Annotated in this window: 14 protein-coding genes; 7 read left to right on the top strand and 7 right to left on the bottom strand. The window is 41.2% G+C overall.

Going from position 1 to position 14,360, the window contains the following annotated elements; all coding sequences use genetic code 11:
- Positions 1–41 precede the first annotated feature (41 nt).
- Positions 42–1,457, bottom strand: a complete 1,416-nt coding sequence (locus tag E7Z79_RS07370; RefSeq protein WP_303739317.1) for a hypothetical protein — start codon at positions 1,455–1,457, stop codon at positions 42–44.
- A 22-nt stretch (positions 1,458–1,479) separates the two neighbouring features.
- A complete protein-coding gene (locus E7Z79_RS07365) occupies positions 1,480–2,271 on the bottom strand; it encodes a polysaccharide deacetylase family protein (protein ID WP_303739316.1) in 792 nt (263 codons plus the stop codon).
- Between the two features lie 108 nt (positions 2,272–2,379).
- On the opposite strand from E7Z79_RS07365, the gene E7Z79_RS07360 reads away from it, so the two are divergent.
- The 4 genes from E7Z79_RS07360 (at position 2,380) to E7Z79_RS07345 (ending at position 8,693) form a co-directional block, all read left to right on the top strand.
- Positions 2,380–3,444 (top strand): CapA family protein, encoded by a 1,065-nt coding sequence (locus tag E7Z79_RS07360; RefSeq protein ID WP_303739315.1) that lies wholly within the window; start codon positions 2,380–2,382, stop codon positions 3,442–3,444.
- Positions 3,445–3,518: 74 nt separating this feature from the next.
- A complete protein-coding gene (ftsY, locus tag E7Z79_RS07355; protein ID WP_303739314.1) occupies positions 3,519–4,931 on the top strand; it encodes a signal recognition particle-docking protein FtsY in 1,413 nt (470 codons plus the stop codon).
- Between the two features lie 350 nt (positions 4,932–5,281).
- Positions 5,282–7,105, top strand: a complete 1,824-nt coding sequence (locus E7Z79_RS07350) for a putative glycoside hydrolase (RefSeq protein ID WP_303739313.1) — start codon at positions 5,282–5,284, stop codon at positions 7,103–7,105.
- A gap of 4 nt (positions 7,106–7,109) precedes the next feature.
- Positions 7,110–8,693 (top strand): hypothetical protein, encoded by a 1,584-nt coding sequence (locus E7Z79_RS07345; protein ID WP_303739312.1) that lies wholly within the window; start codon positions 7,110–7,112, stop codon positions 8,691–8,693.
- A gap of 49 nt (positions 8,694–8,742) precedes the next feature.
- Here E7Z79_RS07345 and E7Z79_RS07340 read toward each other — a convergent pair whose 3' ends face one another.
- Complete coding sequence (locus E7Z79_RS07340; protein ID WP_303739311.1) at positions 8,743–9,120, bottom strand: hypothetical protein; 378 nt, start codon at positions 9,118–9,120, stop codon at positions 8,743–8,745.
- 51 nt (positions 9,121–9,171) lie between these two features.
- Here E7Z79_RS07340 and E7Z79_RS07335 point away from each other — a divergent pair, with 51 nt between their 5' ends.
- Positions 9,172–10,629 (top strand): sodium-dependent transporter, encoded by a 1,458-nt coding sequence (locus tag E7Z79_RS07335; RefSeq protein WP_303739310.1) that lies wholly within the window; start codon positions 9,172–9,174, stop codon positions 10,627–10,629.
- Positions 10,630–10,719: 90 nt separating this feature from the next.
- Here the strand turns inward: E7Z79_RS07335 and E7Z79_RS07330 are convergent, their stop codons facing one another.
- Both E7Z79_RS07330 and E7Z79_RS07325 read right to left on the bottom strand, forming a co-directional pair.
- Positions 10,720–11,226 (bottom strand): hypothetical protein, encoded by a 507-nt coding sequence (locus tag E7Z79_RS07330; RefSeq protein ID WP_303739309.1) that lies wholly within the window; start codon positions 11,224–11,226, stop codon positions 10,720–10,722.
- 64 nt (positions 11,227–11,290) lie between these two features.
- Entirely contained in the window at positions 11,291–11,506 is a 216-nt protein-coding gene (locus tag E7Z79_RS07325) for a hypothetical protein (protein WP_303739308.1), read from the bottom strand.
- Positions 11,507–11,909: 403 nt separating this feature from the next.
- Here E7Z79_RS07325 and E7Z79_RS07320 point away from each other — a divergent pair, with 403 nt between their 5' ends.
- Complete coding sequence (locus E7Z79_RS07320) at positions 11,910–12,353, top strand: hypothetical protein (protein WP_303739307.1); 444 nt, start codon at positions 11,910–11,912, stop codon at positions 12,351–12,353.
- Between the two features lie 67 nt (positions 12,354–12,420).
- On the opposite strand, the gene E7Z79_RS07315 is transcribed toward E7Z79_RS07320, so the two are convergent.
- Positions 12,421–12,930 carry a hypothetical protein gene (locus E7Z79_RS07315; RefSeq protein ID WP_303739306.1) on the bottom strand — a complete coding sequence of 170 codons (510 nt, stop codon included), beginning with the start codon at positions 12,928–12,930 and terminating at the stop codon, positions 12,421–12,423.
- Between the two features lie 391 nt (positions 12,931–13,321).
- Here E7Z79_RS07315 and E7Z79_RS07310 point away from each other — a divergent pair, with 391 nt between their 5' ends.
- Positions 13,322–14,008 (top strand): Ig-like domain-containing protein, encoded by a 687-nt coding sequence (locus E7Z79_RS07310; protein ID WP_303739305.1) that lies wholly within the window; start codon positions 13,322–13,324, stop codon positions 14,006–14,008.
- A gap of 164 nt (positions 14,009–14,172) precedes the next feature.
- On the opposite strand, the gene E7Z79_RS07305 is transcribed toward E7Z79_RS07310, so the two are convergent.
- Positions 14,173–14,360: hypothetical protein (locus E7Z79_RS07305; RefSeq protein WP_303739304.1), on the bottom strand; the 188-nt coding region annotated here is incomplete at its 5' end.

The following is a 14,360-nucleotide window of genomic DNA, read 5'->3' as shown; positions in this document are numbered from 1 at the left end:
TATCGACGATTTTAAAAAAAGAAAAAATAAGTCATGGAGACTTATTTCACGATGTAAAATGTATAATGACCGGAATCATACTTTTCTTTCAGGTCGTATTCATCCTCATACTTCTTGTTCTTGTCGGCATTGTTCCAGTTGACTAGATACACTGTCTTGTCGGGATTGTCCTTTATGATCTTGTCAAGGTCCTTGCATATCTCCACGTCATCGCTGTAGAAATACTTGTCGCTTATGGTATACTGCTTGGTCTTGTTCAGGTCCGTGTGAAGGATCCTGTATCCGTAATCGGTATTGTAGACAATCACATTGCTGTCGTTGTTGATGCTTTCAAGGAAAGTGTCCTTCTCATGATTGAATGCCAGTCTGGAATCCATGTCATCTACAGTAATCAGCAGGCTTGCCCCTGCAAGAATTGCGATTAGAACCAGCGCAAGCGCCAGAATCCTGTTGTCCTTGATTTTTCCAATGACTATTGATGCGGAAAGCCAGAATATTCCGAACACCGGAACGAGATATCTTGCCCTCATGGTGTTTTCAAATGAGGCCATAAGGGAGATCACTCCGATTGCAATTGTGGCATACATCAGGAACACTCCCGCAGCAGGGAACTTGTCCCTTTTCTTGTAAATCAGTACCAGAATCAGAATCAGAAACGCCAATGCGACCAGCTTGAATGCGACAGTCTCCATATTGAAGTTTTCGGACTTGATTGCAAAGGAGGTAATGTAGTGTATTGCATTGGCTAGCTCGAAGCCCTCGTGGTGTCCGTCGACCTTGGCCTTAATCTGATGCATGAATACGATCATCCATGGTCCGTAGAGAATAATCAGCGCCAGAACGGATTTTGCGAATTGCTTGAGCCTGTCCCTGTGGCGTGTCATGATTTCATATAGGATAAGCAGGTACATGAGTCCGCAGGTGATTGCAAAGAAGTACTGTGTATGGGCGGAAAGAAGCGTGAACAGGGTGAGAAGCACCCAGGATTTCCTGTCCCAGTGGGTTGTCACCTCATTGTAGTATATGAATGTCATTACAAGGAAGAACAAACCCCATGAGTACATCCTTATTGTCTGAAACTCCATGAAAAAGTCGCTCATGATTCCTATGCAGAAGACAAAGAGTCCTGCAGTGAGCCAACCGTAGTCCTTTCTGATTTTTGTTGCAGAAACAATCATCAAAAGGATATATGGAATTATTGAAGTGACCTTCAAAAGATAAAGGTTATCCAGGCCAAAGGGAGTCAGCAGGTACAGTATCAGATAGTGCAGTACCGGGTGAACGTCATGAATCGCCACTGTCATTCCCTCAACGAAGGGAAGGTTCACCAGAGTGTAGGTCCAGTATTCGTCAACATGGATTATTGTGTGTGTCAGCGGAGAGATGAACATGTAAAGCAGTATCAGAATCGCCGCTCCAAAAAACAGAAAGCCTAAGTAATCCCTTTTTTCATACATGTTGATATATTTAATTGAAGTATTATTTAATCATTTTTGGATTTGTGGCTTTGACGAATTCCGTATAGGTTATGAACCTGTGCCCCTCGCCCTTGAGCATCTTCACCAGGGAGTCCAGACGCTCGGCCATTTCCCGCCCGCTGTGGTTGCGGATGATGAAGGGCATCTTGAATTCGGGATGCTCCTTCAGCTCATAGAATTCCCAAGGATGGAAATAGGTTACGAAATAGCCGTCGTGGCGAAGAACCCTTCTTACAAGCCTGTGGTAAATGCCCTGCGGCAGATTGTGCAGTGACAGCCAGAAAAGGGGGAATCTGATGTGTGGAGTCACGGATGCCGGAATCTGCATCACGCCGTCCTTCATGAACCATGTTCTTGGAGTCTTCAGATTCATGTATCTGCCCGGAACGAATGCGGGGTTAAGTGATGAGTTGTAGAGATATCCTGCCTTCCTGATTTCGGATTCAACAACCGGGAACATGCGGGGCTGGCGATAGCCGGTTACATTGATGTTGCAGATGCCTTCCACAATCTCCTTTGAGAGCCTGAAGTCGCTTTCCTTCGGCTCGAAGTGGTCAACGCCGTGGCATGCCACCTCATGGCCTTCCCTCATGATCCTTTTCATGACGTCGGGGGCGTTTTCGGCGAAATTACCTGTACAGAAGAATGTCGCACGCACGTCATTTTCCTTCATCACATCCAGAATGCGGTTTGTGCCTTCCACAGACACCTTCATGCCCTCCTCAAGGGAATACTCCACGCCATGCTCTCTCGGGCCGTCAAATTCCTCAATGTCAAAACTCAGAAGTATCATTTTTTCACTCGAAACATCCTTTGCTTTTAAGATTAGTATATTCCTGATTACTAATATAATTATTCAATTTTCACCTTTTAAATACTATGAGGTATATAATTATTGTCAATGAAACTTAGAGACATCTTATTAATTATATTGGTATTGCTGGTCATATTTGCAGTCTGGGCCACAATTTTCAATCCGTCAAGCTCAGTTGTAAATGTCGAACAGAAGGAAAACGTATCTGTTGCCGTTACAGGAGACGTTATGTTTGCCCGTAACATGGAAGGGGTATTGAGCATGGACTCCTCTCCGTTTGCCGGGGTAAGCGACGTCACATCCAATGTGGACCTACTTTTAATCAACTTTGAAAATGCGGCTACAACATCCGGAAATGCGGTCAAGGGAGACGTTCCGCTCAAGTGTTCCCCTGAATATGTTCCCCTTGCAAAGGCAAACAACCTCACAGTTGCAGCACTTGCAAACAACCACGCATTTGACTATGGAACAGATGGAATGAGGGACACCATTGAAAACCTCAAGAGCGCCGACATCACACCGATCGGTGCCGGAAACTCAGAGCAGGAGGCCCATGAGCCGGTCGTCAAGGAAGTGAACGGAAGAAAGATTACAATCCTCAACTATATGGACTCTGAAAACTTTGCGGAATACTCACAGGAAGTCATGCCGATTGCAAACGGTTCAAACCCTGGCTATTCAGCATATTCCTCAGCTGATGCGCAAAAGCAGATTGCAGAGCATAACGATTCTGATATAATCATTGCATACATGCACTACGGAAACGAATATTCAACATCCCCTAACGAGGACCAGACAAGGATTTCCCATGAGCTCATCGACTACGGCGCCGATGTCGTGATAGGATCCCACCCTCATGTGCCTCAGGGAATCGAGATGTACAACGGCAAGCCGGTCTTCTACAGCCTTGGCAATTTCATATTCGACCAGTCCAATGAGGATACTCATGTGGCCTACTTCGTCAAGATGGACTTCACAGGAGACGAGGGCATATGCACAGTGTATCCTATCCACATTTCAGGATACCTGCCACAGCACATGGACGCTTCAGACGGCAAATCCCTTTTGGAAGGCCTATCCCCGCAGTGCAAGCAGATGCAGATTACAAATGAGGGAACAGGAAAATTGACATTTAATCTGACTGACGGTTAGATGTCGATTTTAATTTTTTTTAAATACTATGAAAAATATAAATTAAAATAATTAAGTAACAGGTTGGGTTATTTTTGTTTGAATCACTAAAAAAGAAATTCTCACGAACAAGTGAAAAACTGGAAGAAGAGCTAATAGAAGAGGCAGAAGCAGAAAACAACCTTCAGGAAGAATCAGGCTCAAGATTTTCATTTTTCTCATTCGGAAGGAAAAAGAAAGAGGGGCCTGAAGAGGATGAGGACAATTTGCTTCCGGAGGCTGATGAACCTGTAGAGGAAGATTCACCTGCAGAAGAGGAAGCCGAAGAAGTTCCTGAAGAGGTTGAGGAAGTTAAAGAAGAGAAAAAATCCCGCTTCTGGAGCAGGAATAAGGATGATGATGAGGAAGTCGAGGATGTTCCTGAAGAGGTTGAGGAAGTTAAGGAGGAGAAGAAATCCCGCTTCTGGAGCAGGAATAAGGATGATGATGAGGCTTCTGAAGATGAAGATGATGATGTGGAAGATGAGCCGGAAGAGGAGAAGAAATCCCATTTCTGGAGCAGGAACAAGGACAAGGAAGATGTTTCAGCAGACGGCGAGGCTTCAGGCGGAATATTCTCATTCGTGCGCGAAAAGACCATTCAGGAAAAGCACGTCGAAGACATTCTCTTCGAACTTGAAATGGAGCTGCTTCAGGGAGATGTTGCAATGGAGGTTGCAACAGAGGTCGTTGAAAACGTAAAGGAAAATCTTGTCGGAAAGAAAATCAAGAGAAGCAACGACATTACAGAATACACATATTATGCCCTAAGGGATGCCGTTGAGGAAATCATCAATATTCCGGGCAAGTCCATGACCGAAATGCTTGAGGAAAAGAAAGCCCAGGGCGAGCCTTTGGTTGTAATGTTTGTCGGAATCAACGGAACCGGAAAGACAACAACAATAGGCAAGCTTGCAAACTACTACCTTAAGATGGGCTACACTCCTGTCATTGCCGCTTCAGACACTTTCAGGGCAGGCGCAATCGAGCAGGTCACCTATCACGCAGACAATGTGGGCGTAAAGATCATCAAGCACCAAAAGGGCTCAGACCCTGCCGCAGTTGCATATGACGCAGTCGAGCATGCACGTGCACAGGGCAAGGAACTGGTCCTTATCGATACAGCAGGTAGGATGCAGACCAACACAAACCTTATGGACGAGATGAAGAAAATCAAGCGTGTATCCAATCCTGATTTGGTAATTTTCGTAGGGGACGCCATTACAGGCAATGACGCTACCGAACAGGCACGCAAATTCAACGAGGCCATTGACATTGACGGCGTCATACTTACAAAGGCCGATGCGGACAGCAAAGGCGGTGCATCACTTTCCATAGGCTATGTAATCAAAAAGCCGATCATGTTCCTGGGTGTCGGTCAGGGCTATGATGACATCATGGAATACGATTCCGAATGGATGCTCAATCAGCTGTTCTCTGATGATGAGGAAATCGCCGAGGAAGCTTAATATTCAAACTCAAGTTTTAAAGGGTATTTTATCCTTTAACTTGATATTTTTATTTATTTTTTAATGTTTTCTTATATTTAGTTCTAATTTTTTCCACAACTTATTGAATAACTGTCGAATATCCTTCATTTGGTTTAAACTTATTTTCAAATAGATACTTTGCCTCTTAAAAAATCGCTTTTTAATCAAGGATATTTAAGCTTATTATAGCTTATTTAATTATTATTGTTCTTTTCATAATCATTTCCATATGTTTTTAAGCTATTTTAATTGATTTAAGCCATTTTAATAGGTATTTGCTTTTAAAAAGATTTATATATGGTTTAAAATAAAAACTTAACTAACATTAAATGGAGAGTGAAAAAATTTCGATAAGAAACAAAGCTTTGATTTTATCAATTGCGCTGCTTTTTGTATTCATGGTGGGTGCAGTCAGTGCGGCCAACGAAACTGACGTGCCCGTCGCTCAGGAGGCAGTCGCCCAGGATGTCATGGAACTTGACATCACCGATGATGCTCCTTTAAGTGAGCCAGACCAATCACCAACTATGGAAGAGACACCAAAAACCGAAACCACTATCAAGAGCGATGATAGGAATGTCATCAAGGGAAAGGAATTCTCCGTTCAGTTGACAGACAGCAATTCCACCCCTATTGCCAATAAGGAAGTGCAATTCACTTTCAATAATGTGGTCACTAAGTCCAGCACAGACAATAACGGTGTTGCAAAACTCAAGATCAATTCAAATCCCGGCGAGTACACAGTAAAATACTCCTTTTCCGGCGACGGTTATGTGGGATGCGAGAACACAACCAAGATTTGGGTAATCACATCATCCAACACCAACGTCAAGGCAAAAGACTACAACGCCTACGTGGGCTTTAAGAATGTCTATACTGTTCTCTTCAGGGCAGGCGCAAATCCGCTGCCCCACAAGTGGGTCACATTTAAAATCAATGGAAAGCAATATTCAGTAAAGACCACCGCAAAGGGAAATGCAATGCTTACCATCAATGAAAAGCCGGGCAAGTATAAGGTATACTATTCATTCGGCGGACAGGATAATCTAAATGCATTTTCCGGATCAAGCAAGATAATCGTCAAAAAGGGAATGCCAATAAAAATCATAAGGGTCAGTGACGACAACTACAGAAACAAGCACAAGGGCTACTTCAAGGTCAAGGTCACCGACGCAAGGGACAGCATTCTTAAAAAGAAGAAGGTCGTCTTCAAGATAAAGGGCAAAAAATATGTCAAAAGAACAAACAGCAAAGGAATTGCCACACTAAAAATCAAAATGAAGACCGGAACATATAAGATAAAGGCATATACCTACAAGAACTACAAGTACAACAAGGGCTATGCCAAATTTTTCATTCATGTCAGGCCTACAACTCCTGAAAACAATGGAATGTGGCTTTTCGGAAGGGACATGAATTCCGTAAACCTCAAGGAACTTCAGAAAAACGGATTCAAGCATATTCTCTTGAACTTCAAGGCAATTGAGCTATACGGCAAATCCGGTGTTGAAAAATGGGTCAAGAAGGCCAACAGCTATGGCATAAAGGTCCATCTTTGGATGCAGGTATTCTACGGCAACGGAGGATGGGAGAATCCTGTAAGCGGAGGCAGCATAAACTACGGAATGATTAATTCTAAGGTCAATGAGGCCAAAAGTTACGCCAAGATAAAGGGAATTGCAGGAGTCCACTTCGACTATGTGAGATATGCAGGAAACGCCCACAGCTATTCCAATTCGGTCAATGCAATCAACACCTTCATCAAGAAGGCTACAAATGCTGTTCATGGGGTCAACAAGAATCTGATAGTGTCAGCAGCAGTGATGCCGGAACCATCAGGAATGGAATACTATTACGGCCAGGACATTCCGACAATGGGAAGATACCTGGACGCCATTATCCCTATGGTCTATAAGGGCAACTACAATGCGGGCACATCATGGATCAAATGGGTAACCCAGACATTTGAAAAACAGTCAAGCAAAGCCAAAATCTGGACAGGACTTCAGTCATACGGTTCAGACGAGAACACCAGACTGCTTTCATCAAGCGAATTGATGGGAGATGCACGTGCGGCAATGGCCGGAGGAGCGGACGGAGTAATCCTATTCAGATTCGGACTGTTCAACGACATTAACTTCAAGGAGATGTAATAAGATGAGAAAGATTATATTTATGCTGATGGTTCTCTTGGCGATAGTGTCTCTCGGAGCCGTATCCGCCGCAGACAACGCCACCGATATCATTGCAGATGAGAGCGCCGATGCCCTTGCTCAGAATGTTGGAGAGGACATTGAGGATGATTCACTAAGTCAGGATGCGAGCCAAAACAGCTCCTTAAGCGAGGACACCCAGGATGAATCATTGGCCCAGGCCGACAGTGAAGTCATAAAGGCGGAAAATGATGTCAAAATCACCACATCAGATGTCACAGGATATGAGTCATTCAAAAGCACAGTGTCATTCAAGCTGATTTCAAACGACAAGCCGTTGGCAAACAAGAAGGTGACAATCAAGGTTGACGGAGCATATTATGACAAGGTCACAGACAGCAATGGTGTCGCAAGTGTTTCTGTAAATCTCAAGAAAGGCACATACTATGCAAAATGCAGTTATGCGGGCGATGACTCAACCAGCTCTGCAACAGAATACTGCAAGGTCACAATCAAGTCACCTATAAAGACAAAGCTGATTGTGGGCGACAAGAACATCAACTATCGTCAGGGATCAAAATGCCTCTTTCATGTGAAGCTGGTTGACGCAAACGGAAAGATTCTCAAAAAGAAATGGGTCACATTCACCGTCAACGGCAAGAAGTATTCAGCCAAGACCAATAATTACGGTCATGCAAAGATTTTCCTAAGCCTCAAGAAAGGAAAGCATAAAATCAAGTATTACTTTGACAAGAAATCCCCATACCTTGCTTCAAAAGGCTCATACAAAATAAAGGTCAAGGCCAAACTGCCTAAGGGAAACGGTTACTGGATTTGGCCGGCACACATGAGAAGCGTGGACCTTGGAAGCCTTGCCAGCAAAGGGACAAAAAACCTTTTCCTTCACGTTGAGGCATTGAGCAGTTACGGAAGAGGAGCCGTCGAGTCATTCATCAGGAGCGCACACAGCCATGGAATAAAGGTCCATCTGTGGATGCAGGTCGCTTACGACGGTGACTGGGTTTCACTTGTGGATGATGACGGAAAGCTGAAATACGGATTCATGAACAGGAAGATTTCGGAAGCCAAATACTATGCCAAAATCAAAGGTGTTGACGGAGTCCATTTCGACTACATGAGATATGGCGGAACCGCACACAAACACCCTAATGCGGTCAAGTCCGTAAACTACTTCGTTAAAAAGGCAAGCATCAAAATCCATAAGATAAAGCCTAACTGCATTGTTTCCGTGGCACTGATGCCGGAACCAGACATGATGCACTACTATTACGGTCAGGACGTTCCGACCATGAGCAAATACTGTGACTGTCTCTTGCCTATGGTGTATAAGGGAAGTTACGGTCAGCCAAGGTCATGGATCAAGTCAGTGACAAAGACATTTGTCAAGCAGTCAAACGGAGCGCAAATCTGGACAGGTCTTCAGACATATCATTCAGAGGAAAACACTGCCGAACTGTCTCATTCCACACTTTTAAAGGATGCCAAAAAGGCAATGGCCGGTGGAGCCAAAGGTGTGATTCTGTTCAGAATAGGAATAAGCTGCAACTTTAACTTCAATAAGGTTTAAAAGTTAATTCTTTTAAATCTTCAATTTTTCTTTTTTTCAAATCGAACATCTACCATTTCCTTTTGGACAGTGCTTTGAGTCTTTTTTTCTCGATTGCCTTTTTCTTGTCGGACTGGTACTGCCTGTTCTGTCGATTGGTTGTGGTCTCGTTGTTTCTCATGACAGTTACAAGGTCGATTGAATTGCCCCTGCATGCCATGATGACTCTTATTTCCTTGTAATCCTTATTTTCAGGCGCATTATAGACAACGGCATATTTGTCGCCTTCGACATGCTCATAGCTGATTGGCTCTTCCATCATTATGCAGTCAACGACATATTCTCTGCTTAATCCGTTATCCTGCAGTCTGTTGATGAAATGCCTGTTTTCAAAGCACCACTGTATGCCGGCGGTCTCGCCTGTCAAAAATTTGTCAAATACATTCATCACAAATAGATATGTAAAGATTATTATATAGATTTTTACAAAAGTATTATTATGTCACAACAACAAAATCAGTGGGATTCATCTATTGCATTTATTTTCGCTATGATTGGAGCAGCCGTCGGATTGGGAAATATCTGGCGGTTTAGTTATGTGCTTTATTCAAACGGTGGAGGTTCATTTTTCATTCCTTACCTTATTGCAATAGCCATAATGGGAATTCCATTTTTAATATTGGAGTATGGTGTGGGATTCACGTTTAAGGAATCCTTTTCGAGTATTATGAGAGATATCAATCCAAAGTTCGAGATTGTTGCTTGGATTTTGGTTTTATTTGTATATATAGTTACGATTTATTATATGGTCATTTTGAGTTGGGATTTGGTATATCTTGGATCCAGCTTCACATTCAGCTGGGGAGCTGACGCTGCACATTACTTTGTAAATACTGTTGGAGGAAGTTCCAACCTCAGCAATGCCAGCTTCCTTTTGATACCTACCACAATTGGTGTTGTCGTCCTATGGATTGTCCTATGGTTCATTGCACATAAGAACGTTGACAAGGGTATAGGTAAGGTTTCAAAAATCCTCATTCCGGCACTCTTTGTCATCATGGGATTCATCATCATCTATGCACTGACCCTGCCGGGCGCAGGCATCGGTATCAACACCCTGCTGACACCGGACTGGTCAAAGCTGACTGATGTAAACATCTGGCTTGCCGCATTTGCACAGATTATCTTTTCCCTGAGTATGGGACAGGCCATTGCCGTTACATATGCAAGCTACCTGCCTGAAAACTCAAAGCTCATCAACAACGTGTTCATTGTGGTTGCATCAAATTCCCTGTTTGAAATCTGTACCGCTTTCGGTGTGTTTTCAATCCTGGGTTACATGTCATTCACCAACGGAACACCTATGGTTCAGCTGATTACTGAAGGAACAGGTCTGATATTCATCGTTTTCCCAATGATATTCAATATCATGGGACCGATAGGCAGAATCATTGCTCCATTGCTCTTTTTGGCAATACTGTTTGCGGGAATCACTTCCGCACTCGGTTTCCTGGAACCGATGCTCAACACCACTGCAGATAAGCTTGGATGGTCAAGAAAGAAAACCGCAACAGTCCTGGCTGTTATAGGATGCATATTCTCCCTGATTCTAACATCAGGTATCAGCAGCTACCTCGTCGGCATAATAGATTCCTTTGTAAACGAATTCGGAATACTGATACTGATCGGAATTCAATGTATCATATTCGCATGGTACTATGGAATCGATAAGTTCCTGCCTGTCCTTAACGGATTGTCCATCATCAATGTGGGCAAGACCTGGAAGTTTGTAATCAAGTACCTTCTTCCATGCGTTCTGATAGTGATGTGGGTCATTGGAATAATCAGTCTGTTTTCAACCGCAAAGCCATTCGAGTTAATTATCGATGTGATTATTATCGTAATGGTATTTGTGTTTGCGGCATTGTTAACAAAAGTTAAACCGGCAAATGAGTAATCATTTGCTTAAATTTCTTTTTTTCTATTTTTTAGTGATGATTTTTTTTAAAAAAAAAGAGGTAATGGAAAAATATAATTTTCCCATTATCTATTCGGATGATTGAATTACTTTAGCTAAGGTCTCTTGGTTTGGAGCAAAGATTTCAACTAATTTTCCGTCTTTGCAGTAGTCGAATGAGACTCCATCATCGTATTCCTTAAAGAATCCGTCTATTTTGTCAACTTTTTGTGCTACACTTTCATTTGAAGGGGTGTATGAGTCTTTATCAAATTTAATGTCTCCGTAGACAACTTTGATGATAACGGAATCGTCTCCGTTGTCAAATCTTACAACACTTATGTCACAGCCAGGGAAGTTGTCTCCAGCTTCTTCTCCAACTGCATCAGCACTTTCATTGTGTTTGAATTCGTCAGGGATAACGAATTTTATGTCTTGTATGTTAACTTCATTGTTGTTAACATCTAACTGTCCACCATCGCTTGTGGAATTTGAACTGGATGACCAGTTGAAACTCCAACCGTCGTCTGCACTTACAGCACCAACGGAAATGATGACTGCAAGGGCTATTGCTAAGATCATTAATATCTTTTTCATAATATCACCTCTATAATTTTCTTATGTAATTTAAATTATATAAGTTTTTCAAAATCGTTCAGAATCAGTAATTTCTGTATGCATCGTATCCGGCATACAGGTGGTATAGGGTTTGCAGTCCGCTTCCGAGAAAGTTGTTCATGAGGAACCATATTAATATGTGAATTGCTATTGCGCCTGCAAACAATCCAAGTGCCTTTTGCTTGTCCCCATTTAGGTATTGCCCAAGGCCCGGTATGATAAATGAAAAAACTCCATATTTCAGTGAATCAGTATCCATGCATATTCCCTCTTTTTTAGATTATATTTTTTACATTAACTAAATTTACTTTATCATCGATTATTTTAATAGTTTTAGGTTTTCTATGATAAATTATAGAATGTATCTATAATATATTCCTCATGTTTGTTTTTGGGCTGTATGGAAATATTCATGCGAGGTGATATCGGCGATTGAAAAAACAGGAAATTCGGTTAAGTCTAAAGGTTGAAACAACCTTTAGAACTTAAACTAAGAATTTTTTTAGTGTAACACGGGAGAGTGTTACAGTTAATATTATATTTTCTTGTCTTATTTATATGTACTCATTTTTTTGCAGGCGCAACCCAAGTAATGGCATCTAAATTTGACGGCTTTCGATTTTTTTAAATACTTCCGATTCAAAAGTATTATCAGTGATAAAATGAAATTCAATAGGAAACATCTGATTGTTCTGCTGATTATTATTGCCGCTGCGGTCCTTATATGTGCGGCATCTGCAAAGGACGTGAGCGCTGCCAAAACAAAAAAAGTGACTGTAAAAATTCATAATTTCAAGTCTGGAGTCATGTGGGCTCCAAAAGCCAAGATTCTTAAGAACGGCGATGCGATAGCAGGATATGTGGAATATAATGGAAACATGCAGTTCAAAAAGGGAACCGGCGTCACATCATGGTATGTCGGAAACGGATACAACGGGGACATTGAGCCTCATCATACAAAACTTATCAAGGCCAAATTCTTCTTCAAAAACAAGAATGGAAATGTGAAAACAAAGACCGTAAAAGGAAAAGGGGCACACATCTCCACAAAGCTGATTAAGGGATACACTCCTTACAAAGTAAAGGTGTGGTACCAGACCAAATAGTTGGATTAAAAACAGGAAAATGGTGGGTGCCGGCAAATCCGGCACCGGATAATATAGGGAGTTTAAGTTATTTTCTTCTGATAATTGCAGATCCTCCAAGGACTGCTCCGACTGCGAATAATGATAATATTGGATTGCCGGTGGTTGGCATTTTTTGAGGACTTGCACCGGTTGCGTTTGAGGTATCGTTTCCGCCTTCATTTAATGCAGCGTTTCCGGCAGCTGTTTCGTTTGCTGGTTGATTGTCAGCTGCATCCTGTGCTGTTGTATTTGTTTGGTTGCCTGAAGTCTGGTTGTCAGGTTCGCCGGCTGCATGTTCCATGTGGTTCCAGTCAGGAGGAAGAATTTCAGGATTTCCGTCAGGAACGAAGTCAGCATCATGTTCAACTGAAGGCACTTGGTCGACACCTTCATCGTCAGCGCCGTATGGGCTCACTGTCATTCCATTTGAGTCTCCGTAGTTGTCTCCGGCATAGCCGATTTCATCGCTTCCAAAATCTTCTGCACTGACTGCCGCTGCAGATCCAATTACACAAAATATTGCTAATAATATTAAGAATTTTTTAATTAAATCCATGTTGTCACCTTTGGACATTTGTGCAATTTGGGAGGAAATGATTTCACTTTGCACAAATAATTATATGAATAAGGCCATATATAAAGATTTTCGAGTGTAAGTGCTTACTTGCATCTTAAAAATATGAAATAATAAATTTAAAAGCTAATTTTGAGAAAATATTTGATTTAATAGTTTTGATTAAAGTTTAATCCTTAAATATTAAGAATATTTTTTGAATTCTGCTGTCTATATCATGCATATCCCTTGCCGAAAATATCGAAGAAATGAATAATATGTATAAAATTAGTAAAGTATTAATAATTCGTCTTTTTTTCAATAAATTTATATAATGCCAGTATTAATAAATTTTAAATAGTGTTATGTTTGTATAACACGGACGGTGATAATAATGAATAAAAATATTATAATTGCAATTTTGGTAGTCATTATAATTGCGGCAGGTGCTGCTTTTATGTTTGGTCACTCAAATGGTAAGATGGCAACACAAATCAATTTTTTAAACAATGACACCTTGCAAAATGGAGAAACTGTGATCTTTGACCTGAAAGATGCTAGCGGCAATCCTATTGCAGGTGAAACTGTGAACATTACTTTTAATGGTAATGAAAAATATTCTGTAGTCACTGATAATAATGGTAAAGGTTATCTGCTTATTAGCGGGGAGGATGATGGAAAATATGATGTTTTAGCTGATTATGGAGGAAATGATAAATATGATGCTTCCAATGCTAAAGTTACTATAACTATTACAGATGATGTTCCTGACAATCCTGTCACACAGGTTTCTGATAGTTCCATTGCAAACACCAACGATAATAATGGAAGTGATGATAATGGAGGTAATGGTAATAATACTGACCCTACCGGCAATCGTTACTTTATACCACAGTATGAGCTCTGGGTAGAGGATGGTGTTGTTGTTGACGGTCCAATAGGCGTAGGTATGACTCTTGATGATTGGATAGCCACATATACTCCTGCAAATCCTCATTTTGATGATCCTGACGATCCTTATAATCCGTACTATGATCCAGACCATCCTTATCCTGATGATGATTCTACAGATAGTGAATAAACTGAATAAGATGGTAATTGAACCATCTTTCTTTTCTTTTTTCGAGTGTTAAAAAGAGATAGTAATGATAATTTTAAGGAATATTTGATTTAATAGTCTTTATAGTTAAAATTGTTATTTTTGAGGCGAAAAAATTGAAAAAAATCAAGTATCGCCGAAGCGAGTTACTTGATTGTTATTTTTACTTTTTTGGTGACTGGTGTGTAGTATTTGTTTCCTTTGTATTTTATTATCACTTGGTATTTTCCCTTGTTTCTGTTGATTTTGAAGGTTGCTTTTCCTTTTTTGTTGGTTTTTGCCTTGAGTATGTTTTTCTTTCCGGTTTTTTTGGTCTTATTTTTTGTTGTTTTTT

The organism is Methanobrevibacter thaueri, from assembly GCF_015062905.1.
Taxonomy (GTDB): domain Archaea; phylum Methanobacteriota; class Methanobacteria; order Methanobacteriales; family Methanobacteriaceae; genus Methanocatella; species Methanocatella thaueri_A.
Note: the sequence above shows the minus strand (reverse complement) of the source record. Positions and strands in the feature narration are given on the sequence as shown.